Raw genomic sequence first — 17236 nt, forward strand, 5'->3', positions numbered from 1 at the left:
GGGACTTTCACCCCATTAGTTCATGCCCATGCTGGGCGTACACAATTCGTTGCAGGGGACAGGCTACAATATGCACCTTTTGCGCGGTCGCTGCGCTCCCATTATTGCGCAAAAGCCGCATATTGCAGCCTGCCCCTGAACATCAGCGTTACAAAGCATAGGACGGAGTTTTGCTGTTTAGTATTTTGGTCACCTTGCAGATCTTTTCTGGCCTCGTAGCCGGAGAATCGAGTATTCGGCAAACCCAAGAAGGTAGAAAGAGCCTGGAGACCCTTTCAAATGCCGGATTGTTTTTCCTACGATGGCGCGCTTATGCAGATTACAAGGAAGACCTGAAGGCGTTACGTAACATTTTTGGTGTAACTGCCTTGATCTTTATCGCTTTGTTTTATGTGATTAGCCCTGCGGAATCCGACTCGTTTTTCAATTCTTTGCCGGGTTTGTTTATCGTTTTGTGGTTAGTCATGCAATTTGGCACTGATTTTCGGAAAAGTGTAAAAGAGCAATTTTCAATCGCTGGCCTACTTATTTTAGGACCTTGGTTGTTACTTGGCATGGATGCTCTCACCAACTTTCAGTTCCAGCAACTACGTCACATGGCAATGCCTTTCAATGCGTTTGATATACAGAAGCTTGAAACGTATCAAATAGCTTTAGTCCTCAGTCTCGTGGGCGGGCTTATTGGGGGAATTATGGCGGTTTTCTCCATAGTGGTCTTCTCTATGGTCCCATTGTTTTTCCTATTCCTAATGGCACTCTTGTCTGTAGCATCAAGGTTCGCACTGAAAGTTCAGCCTAAGACAGCACGCAATTTGGCGCTACTTTACTGCTTTATCATTGGTCCCGTTTTGATGGCTTTAGAGTCAAAGGGCGTAATCTGATGCTTTGTAACAACACCAAAAAGGGACAGCCACAAATTGAAAAGTCAAAGAGAAATGCTCTTACTTTCACTCATTAACTGCTGTGGCTACGGTAGCAGGTCGGTCTGGCAGTCAACTCGTTTATATCGGCGCCAAAAAGTATTGCCCGAGCACAGAAACTCCTGGTCGCATACTGGCGAGGGCGCTATTCAAAGGAGAGGTTAAAAGTCAGGACGCCGGCGGCGGCGAGAAATAGCGCTCACAGTCGCGAATGCCGTGGGCCCAGCGCTTACCGAGGTGCTCACACGCCGCGCGCACCGAATGGGCGGCGCCCACCAGCGATCTGAAGCGGCTTTCGAAATTTCTGTTCAGGTACAACCAGTGCCTGGGATCGATCTGCAATCGCTCGAGGATCGGCGGCGCTTTCTGGTCGATGGCCCCGCGCTTATCCTCGCGCAGGCAGCGCCCGCTCCAGTCTACCAGTTCCAGATAATCCTGCAGGCCCAGGGGCAATCCCTCTGGTATGGCGGATCGGGGATTTCCGGCAAAGGGGAACAGCGACGCCGGCTGCTGCCCCTCTTTTGCGGCCTCGATACGCTTTTTGATGGAGGTGTGTTCCGATGTCTCGGGCATCTCCGCCATCCTTGCGCGGACTGGGTTCAGATCCACATACGCCAGGCAGGCAGCCAGTGCGGTGCGAGCTTGTAGCTGGCCTGGACCGCTTTCTGGCCGATCCCAATGGCCAGGTGGGTCTTGCCCACACCGGGCGGCCCGATGAACACGAGGTTCTCGCGCTGGTCGATGAAGCCGAAGCCCAGCAGTGCATTCACTATGCCACTACAGCCAGAGGTGGGTCAGCTTTGATAGCCATTAACAGACGCCCAGTGGCAATCCCCACGATGATATGTCGATTTGCCCTTTCACCGTTCGACTATTGGGTGTTACTGCAAAATCGACCAGGAGGAATAGAATGCCCCCCATCATAACTGCCTTTGAACAGTCACCCGATCGCGGCCAGGGGCTGGCGCGTGATATGCGCGTTCGCTGGGCGCTGGAAGAAGTGGGCCAACCCTACGAGGTTCGCCTTGTCTCATTCCGTGCGATGAAGGAACCCGCGCATCTGGCACTTCATCCTTTCGGCCAGATTCCGACTTATGAGGAAGGCGATCTCGCCCTGTTCGAGACAGGTGCGATCGCCTTCCATATCGCCGAGCGCCACGCGGGGCTGCTGCCGGAAGATGCTAATGCACGGGCGCACGCGGTCATGTGGATGTTTGCCTCGGTCAACACGGTGGAACCGCCGATCCTTGAACTCGCAAACGCCAAGCTTCTGGAGGGCGACAAGCCTTGGAGTATGGAACGCCTGCCCTTAGTCGAGGAGCGTGTGCGAACCCGCTTGAAACAGTTTTCCGCTCACCTTGGCAATGCCGACTGGCTCGACGGTGCATTCAGCGCTGGGGACTTGATGATGGTGTCAGTGCTGCTCCGGCTGAAGTCATCGGGTATGCTGGATGAATACCCGAATCTCTCCGCCTATGTCGCCCGCGGCGAAGCGCGGCCCGCCTACAGGCGAGCTTTCGCTGATCAGTTGGCGGTTTTTACTGGCAAACGGCCCGGACGAGAAGAAGGAGATGCCTAAGAATGCGCTCAAAACCGGCCAAAATAAAGGGGAACAGATCTATTTATAACGCGAAGCTCTTCTTGGTTGATACTATATAGCAGCCCTTAAGACTGACGTAGGAAAAGGTAACTGTTGAATATTCTCTTACTTCCAGGCATGGACGGCACCGGCTCGCTGTTCGAGCCGTTTGTCGCCTGTGTACCAGGCGGATACAAAGTGACGCCATTGTCACTAAGGCAGGAGCCTTGCCTGAGCTATGCGGATCAGGCAGCACACGCCCTCTCCAGGATCGGAGACGACGACACAATCATTGTTGCCGAATCCTATTCCGGCAGGATTGCCTACGAGATCGCCCAAAAACAGATCTCAAACATCCGGCATATCGTTTTCGCAGCCAGCTTTCTGACCAAACCATCGGCTTTGGCCCGGATTGCCCCGCTCCTGCCACCACAACTTCTCAAAAGCGGCCTGGTCCCCTCCCCCATTATCGGAAAGCTGGCATTTGGCCGTGCCAGCACCAGGGCACTGACGGATCGTCTCAAAGAATCCTTAGGTAAAGTGGACAACGCGGTACTGCGCCACAGGCTCAGGCAGGTCTCCACGCTCCAGGTTCCGGGCCAGAAGATCGATATTCCCTGCACCTATATTCGCCCTAAAGATGACAAGCTGGTTTCCCCAAGAGCAGCAGAATTCTTCAAGAGTGTCTGCCCTGACTTGGCGATAAGAGAAGTTGAGGGAAGCCACTTTGTCTTGCAAAGTAACCCTCGGGAATGCTGGGAAGTTATTCAGAAGGTCGCTCAACCACTGATAGCTGGCGGCTGATTTCGAACTACGGCATACCAACGAAAAAGGCTCGCCCGCCCTATTCAACTATATTCGTCTATACAAAATCGCCGACACTCTAAAATGTCGCCCCTTTTTCCTGTCACGCCACCTCGGTCACGTAAAAACAACCAATACTGGTAAACCCGTATCCAATAGAAGAGGCATATTCCGTCATTGGCCTACAACAGCCACCAGCGATCCACTAGCATGGAAGTCTACAGCCGAGAACCCATAAGTTCCCCCTCTTCTCGCATTGGTTATTCAGCAATCTTTTTCGCCTCCTGACAACACCCAATTACCCGTGAATCAAGGACGATCAATCATGACAACGAACAACAGACGGTGGAACTTCCTGATCATCACCACGGATGAGGAACGCTACCCGCCGGTATACGAGGAAGAGGAGCTTCGGAAACTTCGCCGGGACCACCTGCACGGTGTTTCAGCCCTGCGTGAAAACAGCCTGGAGATGCACCGGCACTACGCTGCCAGTACCGCCTGCAGCCCGAGCCGGGCCTGTATTTACACCGGACAGTACCCTTCCCTCCACGGCGTCTCACAGACCTCGGGCATGGCCAAACAGTGGTATGACCCGGATATGTTCTATCTGGATCCCAATACCGTGCCGACCATGGGGGATTACTTTCGAGCCGGTGGTTACCGCACTTTCTACCGGGGCAAATGGCATCTCTCGCATCCGGACATCATTTTACCCGGCAGCGTCAATATCATGATGAGTACCGAGAGCGACGGCACCCCGATACCGCGCGCCACGGAGCTGTACAAGGCCGCCAACAAGCTGCAGGATTTCGGTTTCGACGGCTGGATAGGTCCCGACCCGCACGGCGCCGCGCAGGCCAATATGGGAATCAACCGCGATCCGGGCTTTGCCAACCAGATCATCCGGCTGCTGGACGACCTGGAGAAGGACGATAGCGATCAACCCTGGTTGACGGTGGCCTCGTTTACCAACCCGCACGACATCGTATTTTTCGGTACGCCCTGGCTATCCTTCGGTTACGATTACCAGTTCCCCGATTTCATCAGGAACCTGAAGCTGCCGATGCCTCCCACACGATGCGAGGACTTGTCTTCCAAACCCAGGGCACAAAAGGACTATGTCGAGAAATACGGCGAAATGTTCTTTCGCAACCCCACCATTCCCCAATACTTCCAGTTGTATTATCACCTGCAATGCGTGGTCGACCGGGAGATTCACAAGGTCTACCAGCGCCTGCGCAACAGCCGTTTTTTCGAGAACACCATCGTGGTGTACACCTCCGACCACGGCGATATGCTGGGCGCACACGGCGGCATGCACCAGAAGTGGTACAACGCCTACGAGGAGACGGTGCACGTCCCCTTCATCATTTCCAACCCGGAATTGTTCAGCGGACAACAACACAGCCAGGCACTGAGCAGCCATGTGGATATCGTGCCGACACTGATGGGCCTGGCCGGTATCGACCGGGATGAGGCCGCCGACCAACTCAAGCCCAGCCACTCCGAAGTGCATCCGTTGGTGGGAGCGGATCTTTCCGAGCTGGTGAGTAGTGGCGGCGAGAGTGGCGGCGGCAGCGAAGCGCTGTACTTCATGACCGATGACGAAGTCAGCGATGGCCTGACCGACGTCAACCCCCGCGGCAACCCCTACACCCCGGTCTCCGAGCCCTGCCATGTGGAAACCGTCATCACGGATCTTCCGGACGAGCATGGAAACCCGCAGCACTGGAAATACTCGCGTTACTACAGCAACCCGAAATTCTGGGGCGGTGCGAGCAACCCGGACCAGAGCACCCTGCTGCAGCCCGAAGGAGGTCCGGCGGAGTTCGAACTGTACAACCTGAGTGAAGATCCGCTGGAAAGCATCAACCTGGCCGGCACTTGCGGCCAGAAACGCGCCCACGAAACCGTGATCAGGGAGCTGGAGACTTTACTGCTGCAGCAACGGGGGAAAAAGCGTCTTCAGCCGAATGGGCAATTGGGTAATTGATGCAGCTCCCCGAATAGGTGCCCTGACGCAGTGGCAACGGTAAACCCGATTGCGAATCTCGCAGTAGAGAAGCGCAGCGGCATACTCACCGGCCCCGATCGCTGATGGGCACTGCACCGTTATCGGGTTTCCGGCTGGCTGCGCCTCTCCACATTCGGCTCAACGCCCCGTATAGAGCGCACGCGGCCGAATCAACCGCGGTTCCCGATTGAACTCGTGGAAGTGTGAAATCCAGCCGAACACCCGGCTACAGGCAAACAGCGAAGTGAAATACCGTTCCGGAATGCCCAGCGCCAGGTAGACGGCGCCCTTGTAGAACTCCAGGTTTGCGTGGATCTCTTTGCCCTTGGCACTGAAAACGTCCTGGCAGGTGTCTTCCACCGCGACCAGGGTCTCCATCAGCGTCTGCCATTCGGTGCCTTCGCAGAACTGGCGGGCCATGGGCTTGAGGATGGCGGCGCGGGGGTCCAGGCGTTTGTATTCGCGGTGACCCATACCCATGATCTTGACCTTGTTGGCCAGGGCATCGCGCACCCAGCCATCGGCTTTTTCCGGGCTGCCGATCTCGCGGGCCATGGTCACCGCCGCCTCGTCGGCGCCGCCGTGCAGCGGGCCGGACAGTGCGCCCAGGCTGCCGGCGACACTGGCGGACAGGCTGGCGCCGGTGCTGGCGATCACCCGGCCGGCGAAGGTGCCGGCGTTGAAGCTGTGGTCCAGTTGCAGTATCTGGGTGGTGTTGATGGCCTGCAGGGCCTGGGCGCCGGGCGCGCTACCGTTGATGCCGTAGAGCAGTTTTTCCTGGAAGCCCAGGCCGGCGGGCACGGCGAAAACCTCGCCGCGCTGGCTCAGGTTGTGCCACACGCGCACGGCGGCGTTGATGCGGGCCGCCAGGACCATGCCGGGTACCCACTGTTCGTCCAGCCAGGCCGGCGCCTGCCCTGTCGGCACCAGGTCGACGATGGGCGCGAGGGCCTGCAGTGCCGCCATCGGGTGGGTATCGCGGGGCAGTTGTTCCAGTACGCGGCTCTCGACCGCGTTCAGCTCGGATTCGTCCGCCAGCCAGCGGTCCAGTTCCCCGCACTGGTCCGCATCCAGCCATTCGCCGGTCATCAGCCAGTTGAGCACGGCGGCAAAGTCCCGCTGTACCAGGGTCTCGATTGATTCCCCGCGGTAGGTCAGCCGGCCGATCTCGCCCTCCACATTGGACAATTCCGTGGCACCCACAATGACGCCTTCCAGACCGGCGTTGATTTCCTCGGTCATGACAATTTCCTCGCACTCTGCCTGTGATGGCGCTATTAAAAAGCCAGTGCCGCTGTTAATCTAATTAAACCTTATAAACGAATGATTAGCAGGACTTATCATGCGCCTGGAAAGCGGCGAGTTGCGTATCTTTCACTCGGTGGCCCGCTCCGGCGGCTTTCGCGCCGCGGCCCAGGAGCTGCACCTGACCCAGTCCGCCGTCAGCCAGGCCATCAAGCAACTGGAGGGGAAGCTGAACCAGCCGCTGCTGGTCCGCGACCGGCCTGTGAGACTGACCCGGGCGGGCCGCCGCCTCTACCGCCATGTGGACGACCAGCTGCAGCAGGAACAGACGGTGCTGGCGGATCTCTCGCGGCTGGCGCGGGGCCTGGACCAGCAGTTGAGCGTCGCCATCGACAGCACCAACAACCGCTTTGCCGGCGCGGACCTGATCCACACTTTTATCGGCCGCTGGCCGGAGGCCCGGCTGAAGCTGGTGGAACAGCCTTCCCGCGCCATAGTCCCGGCGGTGATGAGCGGCGAGGTGGAGATGGGGCTCGGGCCCTTCCAGACACGGATGGACCGGTTCAGCACCGAGCCGCTGTACGACGAGCACCGCCTGCTGATGATCAGCCCGGCGCACCCGCTCTACCGCGCGGAGATGACCGCCGGGGATCTGCGGCGCATCCCGCTGGTGGTGTCGTCGCTGGACGAACCGGACCAGCGCCCCTACCAGGAGAAGCTGCGCGACAACTTCCAGATGATCTGGCAGATCAGCAGCCTGAATGTGCGTCTGAACCTGATCGAGCGGGGCCTGGCCGTGGGCTATATCAGCACCGAGGTGACGCGGCAGCTGTCGCATATCCAGCACTTCCGGGCGCTGCAGGAGTTCGACTTCGCCCGCATCGAGCGCCAGGTGGGCCTGTTCTATCGCCGGGATCGAAAGCTGAGCTCGGTAGCCCGGGACTTTATCGAGGTATGCCGGCGTTACTGGACTGAAAGCGGTTCAGGCCCAGGGCGGCCCGGTGAGCATAACGCCCTTCTCGATTGATACCGAAAAGGGAAGGCTTTGCTCCCCCGCCACTGCCGCGTTCAATGACCGGCAATATGTGGCGTGATATACCACCTGGCATTACGCTGCTCCCAGCTTTGCACAATGGCAATGCGGTATGCTGAGCCCGGCGAGGAGATAATGATAAAAAAGGGTTCGTTGAACAGATGCTCTGGAAGAAAAGATACTTCGAATATTTCATGCGCGTCCTGGGCGCGGGGATGCCGCGGATGGGTTTCAAAGCCGTCCCTTCCTGGTCCCGCGTCGGATCGCTTTCCGGCATACTGCTACTCCTCTCGTTCACAGTAGCCGATGGCGTTTTCGCAGCGGGTTTTGAACCACTCGAAGTCCCCGCTGCCGACGGGGAACCGACCATAGAAGCGATGGTCTGGACCCCTTGTGCAAACGCTTCGGGCTCATCAGAGATCGGCCCCTATAGCGTGCAGGCTGTGCGGGATTGCGCTATTACGGGCCAGTCCCTGCCCCTGGTTGTGATTTCCCACGGCTATGGAGGCTCCCTCCTCGGGCATCACGATACCGCCACGACCCTGGCCGATGCGGGCTTTGTCGTCGCCACCCTGAACCACCCCGGGGATTTCTACGGCGATGATTCTGGAGCGCATGAGTTGAGTATCTTTGAATCCCGTCCTCGTGACGTGAGCCGCGTAATCTCTTTTATGCTGGAGAGTTGGCAAAAACGCGAAAAACTGGACCCCGGGGCGATCGGCGTTATGGGCTTTTCACGCGGCGGAACGACTGCACTGATCCTGTCCGGCGCCGTGCCGAGTGTTCCTGCCAGCACCGAGCGCTTCTGCAGGCACTGGTGGTCGTTTGTAGACTGGCAGTGCCGCCGGCTCAAAACCGGCGGCGCACGGATCGCGCCCAATACGGATTCGCGCATCGGCGCTGCGGTGGTCATGGATCCCCTGAACCTGTTTGATACTCCCGGCCTGGAATCGGTGCGCACACCCGTGCAGCTATGGGCTTCCGAGAATGGCGGCGATGGCGTGGAACTGCAGCATGTGGAGGAAGCCCGGGCAGCATTGCCGCAGTTGACGGACTACCAGATAGCGCGGGGCGCCGGGCACTTCGCCTACCTGACACCCTGCCCCCCTGGTCTCGAAGAATCCGCGCCCCGTATCTGTGAAGATCCGGAAGGCTTTGACCGGGTGTCGTGGCACGGAAGGATGAACACTGCCGTGGTCGAGTTTTTCAAACGGAAGCTATAACAGTTTCGTATCGAGACAGCCTGTCTCCACAAATCAGTGCGGGATATGAATCGCCTCAAGACTGTTTTGACCAAAGCTCTCCCATCGGAACCGTCATCCCGGTACCGGATCAAGTCCGGAATGACGATCATAACCTCCTCGAGAATATTTTCTTCACCGGGCCGGATAGGCAATTTTTTACATACAAACCGATAAAATACAGCTTTCCAGTTTATCCCGATCAGCCCCGCCCGCCATTTGTATTCCACGAAGGATCCTGCGCCATATTTTCCTTGTTGAAGATCAAGGTGTAGTAGGATTCCTCCCGCTCAAACGGGCGCCGTGACGGAGGGAAATTATCATATAAATAATAAATTTACTTGTTTCCCTCCAGGCCCATCGGCACTTCATTCATAAAAACAATAAAATATACACGCACCACATTTACGACTCTTCCCCGCAAAAGGGAAAGGTCATCTTCTATCTGTCTTCGGTCTACGGATGGTTCTATGAGGTGGTGCGGATTCTTTACGTTATTTCTATGCGGAAGCGCTTTTGCGCATGTCAACTGGTTTGTCGATAGAAACCTGAAAGACTCTTTCGCCGATCCGTACAGGATTGGGGAGAGAGCCACTCTCCTCATCATACTGGGCTTTCTCGTTGTGCTGCTCCTCGCTGTACAACTGGACAGGTATCTCAGCAAAGCGGGATATCGGGATCGATTTATTGTTCGTATTCCACCCGATACGCTGGCCGGGATTCTGAGGTTTGTGTTCGGGCTATCGCTTTTGCTCAGCTCCCTCCAGGGCAGCCTGTTTGCCCCGCATTTTCATCCCGACGGAAAGCTGCCGTTGATAATGGCTCTCCAGGCGGGCGCGGGAGCCGCACTGGTGATGGGGCGGTGGCTACTGGTATCCACTGCGCTTCTCGGCTGCCTGTACGGTTACCTGATTGTCTCCGAGGGAGTTCTTCCCTGCCTCGAATATGTGAATATTCCCGGCATCCTGTTGTTTATCGCGATCTGGAGGCTGGCCGGTGGTTATCGCCGTGAGCTCCCTACAATTGCGGAGGGGCGCGGGGACATTTTCCCGGTAGCGGTTTCCATCCTGCGTATCAGTCTCGGGGTTTCTCTTATTTTCCTGGGGTTCTCGGAAAAGATTCTGAACCCACATATGGCAATGGCGTTCCTGAATGAGTTTTCCTCGGTAAATTTCATGCAGTACTTCTTTGAGAGTTTCAATCACAGGGTTTTCATTCTCTGTGCGGGATCGGCAGAAGTGCTCTTCGGTGTTATCTATGTACTGGGGCTGGTTACCCGCCTGAATACCATCGCGCTGGCATTTTTTCTGGTGGCCAGCAACAGTTACTTCTTTGCAGTAGGCCTGGAGCACCTGGCATGGATGGAGTTTTCCGGGCATACCTCCCTGCTGGCAACGGCACTGATTCTTGTCGTGGCGGGCAGGGGCGCTCCGCTGGGCGCGCGATCTTCAGTTTTCCGGGGAGTCTGCGTGCCAGGCGGGCCGGATAAAATGAACCGTTTGTAGTCGCACAAACTTTACACAACCACCTCTCTTTACCTATTCTGTCCCGCGGACCATTCGCGACATTTGACTGTCCGATACGAATCTCTACAGGCTGGAAAAATATGAGTATAAAATTTCGCAACCTGGCCGTTGCAGCGCTGACTGCGCTGTCTGCACAGTCAGCCTTTGGGGCCGAGGATCCCTACCTGTGGCTCGAGAATGTGGAAGGCGAGAAAGCCATTGAATGGGTCAAGAAGCACAATGCCCGGACCCAATCCCACCTGGCCGAGAGCGATCTGTACAAGTCGCTCTACTCCGATGCCCTGGCCGCGCTGAGTGCCGAGGACCGCCTGCCCAAGCTCAGCCAGAAAGGCGACTGGCTGTACGAAAACCACCACAGTGAAGACAACCCGCGCGGCCTTTACCGCCGTATCGAGGCGGACGAGTTCGATCGCGGCAGCGACGACTGGCAGACGGTGCTGGATATCGATGCCCTGTCCGTGGAGGAAGGCAAGAAATGGGTATTCAAGGGCATGACCTGCCAGGACGATGCCCAGACCCGCTGCCTGCTGGCGCTGTCCGAGGGCGGCGGCGACGCGGTGGAGCTACGCGAGTTCAACGCCAAGCGCAGGAAGTTCGTTATCGGCGGTTTCTATTCCCCCATGGCCAAGCAGTCCGCCGTCTGGGTGGATGAGGATACGGTTCTGCTGGCGAGCGCCAGGGGCGAGCAGGCCGCGACCGACTCCGGTTACGCCCGCCGGGTAAAACTGTGGGACCGCGGCCGGCCGCTGGCGGATGCGAAAGTAGTGAAAGAAGTCCCGACGGATTCCGTATGGCTGCGCCCGGTGGATGTCGGTTCCGGGGATGAGCGCGCACTGCTGCTGAGCGAAGCGCTGGATTTCTGGCACAGCCGCAGCTCCGTTTACCGCAATGGCGAAGTGCTGCCGCTGGACCTCCCGGAGAGCGCGGTCATTCACGGCGCGCTGGGCGGCTCCCTGGTGGTCAAGCTGAACGAAGACTGGAAAGTCCGCGACAAAACCTGGCCACTGGGCAGCCTGGTGCTGGTCTCCCTGGATGCGCTGGTGGAAGGAGAGGCACAGGTTTCCGGGTTGGTAACGCCCACCGAGACAGAGGTGGTCAATGCCGTGGCGGTTTCCGGCGCCGGTGTGCTGGTGACCATGCTAGATGACGTCAAGGGCCGTGCCTATTTTTACACTCCCGGCGACGAGGGTTTTACCCGCACCGCAATCCCCTTCCCCGACAACGGCCAGCTCGGTATCGCAACCTACGACGATGAAAACGGCAACACCTACCTCCGCTGGGAAAACTTCGTCACGCCGCCGACCCTCTATCACTACAACGCCGGGGCGGACAAGCTGGATCGCATCCTGGTGCAGTCGCCCACCTTCGACGGCAGCAGGTTCAAGATCGAGCAGTACTTCGCCGAGTCCGCCGACGGCACCCGGGTGCCCTATTTCGCGGTGATGGCGAAAGATACCGAATTCGACGGCAGCAACCCGACGCACATGTTTTCCTACGGCGGCTTCCGCAATGCGCTGCTGCCCTCCTACTCCGGCTCCTACGAGGCACTGAACGGCGCCTACGGCAAACTCTGGCTGGAGCGCGGCGGTGTCTATGTGCTGGCGAATATCCGCGGCGGTAGCGAGTACGGCCCGGCCTGGCACGCAGCGGTGCTGCGGGAAAACCGGATAAAATCCTTCGAGGACTTTGCCGCAGTGGCGGAAGACCTGATCGCGCGCAAGATCACCGCGCCGGAACGCCTCAGCATCGAGGGCCGCAGCAACGGCGGCCTGCTGGTAGGTGCGAGCATGACGCGCCGCCCGGAGCTGTTCAACGCGGTAATCTGCGGCGTGCCGCTACTGGATATGAAGCGCTACAACAAACTGCTGGCCGGCGCCTCCTGGATGGGGGAATATGGCAACCCGGACACGGACGACTGGAGCTTCATCAAGGAGTACTCGCCCTACCAGAACCTGGAAAAGGACACCGACTACCCCTCGACCTTCTTCTTCACCTCCACCCGCGATGACCGCGTCCACCCCGGCCACGCCCGCAAAATGGCGGCGAAGATGGAGGCCATGGGCCAGCGCGTGGATTACTACGAGAATCTCGAGGGTGGCCACAAGGGCAGCGCCACCAACGAGCAGTTGGCACACCGCGTTGCGCTGATGTATACCCATCTGTGGGCGTCATTGGATAGTAAAAGCCGGCACGGGGGCTGATTTTTCCACGGAAAAAGCTTTCCTCAAAAACTAGTGGTTCATGTGGTAAATTCGGTGACTCTAGCTCACAGCCACAGGTTCCAGGGCAAGGCGAAAAAGCGCAGGACTAGCAGCGCTAATTCAAGCTTTTTCAACGCAGCACTGGGGCCTGCGGCGAAGAGATAGTGTTACTGAATTTACCGCATGGACCACTAGTGGGCCGCTGGTAAAGTTCGGTAACAAAGAATCGTTCAGATCAAGGCGAGAAAGCGCTGGAATAACAGCGTTATTTCAAGTTTTCTCAACGCAGAGCTGGACGATTTGGCGAAACGAACTGTTACCTAACTTTGCGAGCGGTCCACTAGACCCCGGACAAAAGACAGGGATCCAGAGCTTAGCTGTGTCCCTCTCGTCTAAGCAAACACAATTACTGCCTGGCACTTTCTACACCTTCATTGTGTTGGCGAGAATACCACTCCACATAGTCTCCATGGGAAATCGGTGTTTTCAGTCCAACCTTATCCAAACCAAATTGATCGATAAGATCCAAAATCTCGCTCCGCCTCTCAGATACCAATCGCCCTTTCCGACTCTGCAGTGAGCGAAGCGAATCGAGGCTGACGGAACCCTGAAAAGCCATTGATGCCGAGAGCTTTTCAATGCAATCCAGAAGATATATCTCCACCAGGAACAAGTGGTGATTTTCATTCCTCAGACTTTTCTCCGCTGAACAGGCTGCATACATTGCCCCAAGGCTTTTCAGCATGTCCATCATATCTTCTGAAGCCTTGTTCCATAGGGAAAAATAATCACTCTTTTCTTTTACCGATAGCAGGCTGCCAACCCTGGAATGCAAAGACAGGTAATTCTCTTTCAAAATATCAAAAAGATCTGCCACCTGCGGACTCTCTGGACGGTCGGGGAGTTCTGGAGACGTACTGAGAAGGTCCCGTGCGGCCTTTTGCATTATTACCAGGTTATCCCCTTCTGCAGTAATACAGCCATTGACCATGGCGTAGTATCCGGGAAACTTATTCATAGAGAACATCCCCTGGGCACCACAAAGTTCCCGGCATTTCACCACGACATCCCGAGCGAACCACGTTGTCAACGACTTTGAGATAGCTATCTCAGTTTTCAACCTCTCTGGAATAGAACCTCTTTTACTCTCATATTCAAAAGCCTGAAGACCAAGATCAAATGCCCAGAATGACTGGACTATAACTCCGGCGGCGTACTCCACGAGCTGGTTGGAGAATGAATGATAACGCACCAGGGGAACATCTCCCTCTACTGAGAAAGTCTTACGTCGCTTTCCGTATTTGGAGGTTATATACAGAGACGCTTTTCCGACACCAAGCCCACCGACAGCCATGCATACTTTTCCAAACTGAACTCGCTGCATGGCCATTAGAAATCTTTTCCTGGAACTTTCTTCATGTAAAGTCACGGTGCCATCTTCTTGTTTTAGTGAAAGAATTCCTTCACTCAGCATAGACTCATAGGGAATAGACACATTATCGAAACTGGTAATACAATTGTCCAGGCCAAACCCAGGCTTATAGCCAATTTCCGTAACTCTAACACCAGACCTTAAATGGCCATCCTCGTGTAGCGGCATCAAAAAAGGAACCACCCCAAAATCTTCGCCCCTGACCTTTAGGCGAGCCATCACCACAGCTATTTTTGGAAGACAGCAGAGGGATGTATTTGGCATAAACTTGAAAGAGGCATCACTAGGGGAGTTCAGCATGAAGGCCCTTTCTTCTAAACAATAGTTGGCCTCCGTCTGAAGAGAAATGACATTATTTCCATAAGCGGTCTCAGTGGCAAGATAAACGCCAACAGCCTCCCCACTGACCAGCTTCCTATAGCATTCCAATACGTATCCAGAGTTTCCACCAAGAGATCGTATTGTTCCAATACAAAGGTTGTAATGTATGGACAAAGCTGCGAACAGCGCCCCATCGTGAACAGCGCTTATTTCATGCAGAGAAAGGATCTTGAGCGGGTCAGCAAGCAATTCCTCACCAAGTGCCTGTTGCGAAATTACAGACTCCACCTTTTCATACAGGTTTTTTTCATTATCACCTCCCCCTATATCTTCCAAAATACTTTCAGCAACAGATTCGTATCCGCCATTAACTATAAAATTGCCTACAGAAGAAACATCTTTGACTATCACTCTATTCACCTCAATGACAAGAAACCACTCTATCGATACTAATATCACCCATAGCCACAGTCGAGGGATTCCCATGCCTCTGAGTAGAAACAAAGGACAGAATTAAATCAAACAATATCTTAGTTATTCTCAGAAAACAAAAAAACAACCAGAAATCATACACATTCATTAATGACACTATTCAATTTATTTATTATTACTCCGTATTAAATTACCTCACACCTGCAATAACAGCATAAAATTTATCGCCTGGAAACAGCATCTGCCACCAGGCAGGTAAGCTCGTGTCAGCCATAACCTAGGGAAAGTTATTAAGGGTCTCATAATTTTATTAACAGTTGCCCTGGTTCCTTTAACAACGGGCGAGTCCTGTATTCCCTCCATGCGATCGTCATTCCGGACTTGTTCCGGAATCCAAGCCGACGGGGCACCTCCGCTGGATCCCGGATCGTTTTGTCATGCCGGACTTGATCCGGTACCGGAATGACGGCCCGGAGGGTGGACTTTGGTCAAAACAATTTTGAACGACTAATAATTATCTGGTATATCCTACTCTTCCCTGAACCATGAATTCCTATAGTTCATTACTGTTAAATTCAGCCAAGCCGAACACAAGATTCATCACTATAGCCATTCTTGTCATTTGGAAAAGGGTATACCCGAATCAGCTAACTGGTTTCCACCAGCGACGCTTTATAGGCGGCAATAGCGGGCTCGAGCACCGCGAGCCGCTCCAGGCTCTCGCGGCTCCAGACCTTTTCCCGCTCGTAGAACACCGGATAGGCGTTCATGGACGCGGGGATCTCCACCCAGGATTGCATGGATTCGGTAAAGATATGCGCATCCGGCGGCAGCTGGTCCGGATCGTCGAGAGAGCCCACCCGCACAAACTTTGTCAGGTGTCCGCTGCCGGCGTAGTGGCTCCAGACGGCTACCTGGCATTTGGGGCAACGGGCGACACGTTGACCGCGGCCGCTCTCGGAAGGGATCTGCACCATCTGCGGTTCGCCGTTGAGATTGGTTATCCGATCGGATTCGATCATCGCGTTGATTGCAAAAGCGGTACCGGTTTCCCGCTGGCACCATGTGCAGTGGCAACAGTGTACGACCAGCGGGCTGGTTTCCATGCGGTAGCGGATATGGCCGCAGCCACAGCCGCCCTCGAGGGGAAAGTTTGCTGACATTGTGACTGGCTCCTCAATCGCGCTGCGGATTCGGTGCGCAGCGGCTCAACAGGGGCGACTTCCGGATGTCGTCGCCGTTCGGAGTCGGCTGGCTGGGGAGGTATTGCGGGCCCCGGCTGGCCTGTACAACAGTTCTCGAGGTTAGGCAGCTGTCACCGGAAGTCAACGGATTTAGCAGTGAATCTGCCGCCCCAGGGGGCCTTGCGATTATCGCCCCGGGCGATTACAGGGGGGTATTATCAAGGACAGGTGGGAGCGGCGGCCAGGTTGAGCGAACCGGAGCCACCCGGCAGAGTTTCGTTGTATCCCGGAATCCCGCCGGGTAAAGTCAGCGGACAACCATACTAAAAGGAGTCCCCAAGTGACACTACATCTGGAGTTATTGCCCCTGCTCGCCGTTATCGCCGGCATTGCGATCCTGATCAAGCCGAAGCTGCTCAACTATATCGTCGCCTTTTACCTGATCGCGATCGGCCTGATCCAGATATTCAATATCAATATCCAGTTCTGAGCGCAGTGGTCTTCAAGTGGGTCCGGCATCCTGCCGCTTGATGACCTTGTGCCGGTCTTCGCTGGCGCCCTTTTTCCAGTAGCTGGAAATATAGCGGTGGCTGTTGGGGACGGGGCACTCCCGCCGGAAATACTGTCGCAGTTGCCGCATTTCCGCGAACTCGCTGGCACACCAGATCGACGGCTGCCCCTCCAGCCGGGGCAGTGTGTCGATATGCTCGCGGATGGCCGATCCTTCCTCCTGCGGTTCCGGGTTCACAAGCCAGTGAATATCGATTCCCGCCGGGCATTCCAGTGGCTGGATATCCGCTTCATCCACCACCGAGAGTACGGCGTACCCCCGCGCGGTTTCCGGCAGCATCTCCAGGTTGACACTGATGGCGGGCAGCGCCGTCATGTCGCCGGCGAGCAGAAACCAGTCGGCATCCGGATTGATCAGCTTGCGCGAGCCCGGTCCGGCAACCTCGATCCTGTCTCCCTGCCGCGCACCCTGCGCCCAGGATGAAGCCGGGCCGGTGTGATCGTGAATCACGAAGTCGATATCGATTTCCTCCGCCCGCTGGTGGCGGATGGTGTAGGTTCGCATCAGCGGCCGCCGGTCTTCCCCCTGCGGGAACAGCAGCTTGACGTAGGCACTCTCCTGCTCGGCCGGGAAACCCGCCATACCCGATCCGCCCAGCGTCAACCGCAGCATGTGCGGTGTCACATAGGCCGCCCCGATCACTTCCAGCTCTCTCGACGGTGGTCTCGCCATAGATACCTCCCCGTTACCCGCCCGGCCGGGCAATAGATCCCAAATGCGCGGACCGGTG

At 56.2% G+C, this 17236-nt stretch carries 14 protein-coding genes and 1 pseudogene; 9 read left to right on the plus strand and 6 right to left on the minus strand.

The window, feature by feature from the left end:
- The first annotated feature begins 170 nt into the window (after nucleotides 1-170).
- Nucleotides 171-881: a hypothetical protein gene (locus OQE62_RS16830; protein ID WP_265723210.1), complete on the plus strand. Its 711-nt coding sequence runs from the start codon at nucleotides 171-173 to the stop codon at nucleotides 879-881.
- 207 nt (nucleotides 882-1088) lie between these two features.
- On the opposite strand, the gene OQE62_RS16835 is transcribed toward OQE62_RS16830, so the two are convergent.
- Together OQE62_RS16835 and OQE62_RS16840 are read right to left on the minus strand one after the other, a co-directional pair.
- Nucleotides 1089-1493, minus strand: coding sequence for a hypothetical protein (locus tag OQE62_RS16835; protein ID WP_265723232.1), 405 nt, complete (start codon nucleotides 1491-1493; stop codon nucleotides 1089-1091).
- Between the two features lie 68 nt (nucleotides 1494-1561).
- Nucleotides 1562-1693, minus strand: a pseudogene (locus tag OQE62_RS16840) (ATP-binding protein); the annotation flags it as partial.
- A 137-nt stretch (nucleotides 1694-1830) separates the two neighbouring features.
- Between OQE62_RS16840 and OQE62_RS16845 the strand changes: the two are divergent.
- The 3 genes from OQE62_RS16845 (at nucleotide 1831) to OQE62_RS16855 (ending at nucleotide 5299) form a co-directional block, all read left to right on the plus strand.
- Nucleotides 1831-2499, plus strand: a complete 669-nt coding sequence (locus OQE62_RS16845) for a glutathione S-transferase family protein (RefSeq protein ID WP_265723211.1) — start codon at nucleotides 1831-1833, stop codon at nucleotides 2497-2499.
- Between the two features lie 114 nt (nucleotides 2500-2613).
- Nucleotides 2614-3303 carry an alpha/beta fold hydrolase gene (locus OQE62_RS16850; RefSeq protein WP_265723212.1) on the plus strand — a complete coding sequence of 230 codons (690 nt, stop codon included), beginning with the start codon at nucleotides 2614-2616 and terminating at the stop codon, nucleotides 3301-3303.
- A gap of 325 nt (nucleotides 3304-3628) precedes the next feature.
- The gene (locus OQE62_RS16855) at nucleotides 3629-5299 is read left to right on the plus strand and encodes a sulfatase-like hydrolase/transferase (RefSeq protein WP_265723213.1); all 1671 of its coding nucleotides are present in this window, start codon (nucleotides 3629-3631) and stop codon (nucleotides 5297-5299) included.
- Nucleotides 5300-5458: 159 nt separating this feature from the next.
- Here OQE62_RS16855 and OQE62_RS16860 read toward each other — a convergent pair whose 3' ends face one another.
- Complete coding sequence (locus OQE62_RS16860) at nucleotides 5459-6562, minus strand: citrate/2-methylcitrate synthase (protein WP_265723214.1); 1104 nt, start codon at nucleotides 6560-6562, stop codon at nucleotides 5459-5461.
- Between the two features lie 100 nt (nucleotides 6563-6662).
- On the opposite strand from OQE62_RS16860, the gene OQE62_RS16865 reads away from it, so the two are divergent.
- The 4 genes from OQE62_RS16865 to OQE62_RS16880 all read left to right on the plus strand — a co-directional run bounded on the left by OQE62_RS16865 (nucleotide 6663) and on the right by OQE62_RS16880 (nucleotide 12566).
- Nucleotides 6663-7592 carry a LysR family transcriptional regulator gene (locus OQE62_RS16865; protein WP_265723215.1) on the plus strand — a complete coding sequence of 310 codons (930 nt, stop codon included), beginning with the start codon at nucleotides 6663-6665 and terminating at the stop codon, nucleotides 7590-7592.
- A gap of 167 nt (nucleotides 7593-7759) precedes the next feature.
- Nucleotides 7760-8821 (plus strand): alpha/beta hydrolase family protein, encoded by a 1062-nt coding sequence (locus OQE62_RS16870; protein ID WP_265723216.1) that lies wholly within the window; start codon nucleotides 7760-7762, stop codon nucleotides 8819-8821.
- Between the two features lie 488 nt (nucleotides 8822-9309).
- On the plus strand, nucleotides 9310-10344 hold the full coding sequence (locus tag OQE62_RS16875) for a DoxX family membrane protein (RefSeq protein WP_265723217.1): 1035 nt from the start codon (nucleotides 9310-9312) through the stop codon (nucleotides 10342-10344).
- A gap of 101 nt (nucleotides 10345-10445) precedes the next feature.
- Nucleotides 10446-12566, plus strand: a complete 2121-nt coding sequence (locus OQE62_RS16880; protein ID WP_265723218.1) for a prolyl oligopeptidase family serine peptidase — start codon at nucleotides 10446-10448, stop codon at nucleotides 12564-12566.
- 406 nt (nucleotides 12567-12972) lie between these two features.
- Here OQE62_RS16880 and OQE62_RS16885 read toward each other — a convergent pair whose 3' ends face one another.
- Nucleotides 12973-14778, minus strand: a complete 1806-nt coding sequence (locus OQE62_RS16885) for an acyl-CoA dehydrogenase family protein (protein WP_265723219.1) — start codon at nucleotides 14776-14778, stop codon at nucleotides 12973-12975.
- 620 nt (nucleotides 14779-15398) lie between these two features.
- On the minus strand, nucleotides 15399-15914 hold the full coding sequence (locus tag OQE62_RS16890) for a GFA family protein (protein ID WP_265723220.1): 516 nt from the start codon (nucleotides 15912-15914) through the stop codon (nucleotides 15399-15401).
- 361 nt (nucleotides 15915-16275) lie between these two features.
- Between OQE62_RS16890 and OQE62_RS16895 the strand changes: the two genes are divergently transcribed.
- A complete protein-coding gene (locus OQE62_RS16895; protein WP_265723221.1) occupies nucleotides 16276-16425 on the plus strand; it encodes a DUF3096 domain-containing protein in 150 nt (49 codons plus the stop codon).
- Between the two features lie 12 nt (nucleotides 16426-16437).
- On the opposite strand, the gene OQE62_RS16900 is transcribed toward OQE62_RS16895, so the two are convergent.
- Entirely contained in the window at nucleotides 16438-17178 is a 741-nt protein-coding gene (locus tag OQE62_RS16900; protein WP_265723222.1) for a siderophore-interacting protein, read from the minus strand.
- Nucleotides 17179-17236 lie beyond the last annotated feature (58 nt).

The organism is Microbulbifer halophilus (assembly GCF_026183675.1).
GTDB classification, from domain to species: Bacteria; Pseudomonadota; Gammaproteobacteria; order Pseudomonadales; family Cellvibrionaceae; genus Microbulbifer; species Microbulbifer halophilus.

Excerpts from the sequence above, each read along its gene's own strand:
- OQE62_RS16835 (WP_265723232.1), bottom strand. The coding sequence starts at position 1,493 with ATGCCCGAGACATCGGAACACACCTCCATCAAAAAGCGTATCGAGGCC.
- OQE62_RS16845 (WP_265723211.1), top strand. The coding sequence starts at position 1,831 with ATGCCCCCCATCATAACTGCCTTTGAACAGTCACCCGATCGCGGCCAG.
- OQE62_RS16855 (WP_265723213.1), top strand. The coding sequence starts at position 3,629 with ATGACAACGAACAACAGACGGTGGAACTTCCTGATCATCACCACGGAT.
- OQE62_RS16860 (WP_265723214.1), bottom strand. The coding sequence starts at position 6,562 with ATGACCGAGGAAATCAACGCCGGTCTGGAAGGCGTCATTGTGGGTGCC.
- OQE62_RS16865 (WP_265723215.1), top strand. The coding sequence starts at position 6,663 with ATGCGCCTGGAAAGCGGCGAGTTGCGTATCTTTCACTCGGTGGCCCGC.
- OQE62_RS16870 (WP_265723216.1), top strand. The coding sequence starts at position 7,760 with ATGCTCTGGAAGAAAAGATACTTCGAATATTTCATGCGCGTCCTGGGC.
- OQE62_RS16875 (WP_265723217.1), top strand. The coding sequence starts at position 9,310 with ATGAGGTGGTGCGGATTCTTTACGTTATTTCTATGCGGAAGCGCTTTT.
- OQE62_RS16880 (WP_265723218.1), top strand. The coding sequence starts at position 10,446 with ATGAGTATAAAATTTCGCAACCTGGCCGTTGCAGCGCTGACTGCGCTG.
- OQE62_RS16890 (WP_265723220.1), bottom strand. The coding sequence starts at position 15,914 with ATGTCAGCAAACTTTCCCCTCGAGGGCGGCTGTGGCTGCGGCCATATC.
- OQE62_RS16900 (WP_265723222.1), bottom strand. The coding sequence starts at position 17,178 with ATGGCGAGACCACCGTCGAGAGAGCTGGAAGTGATCGGGGCGGCCTAT.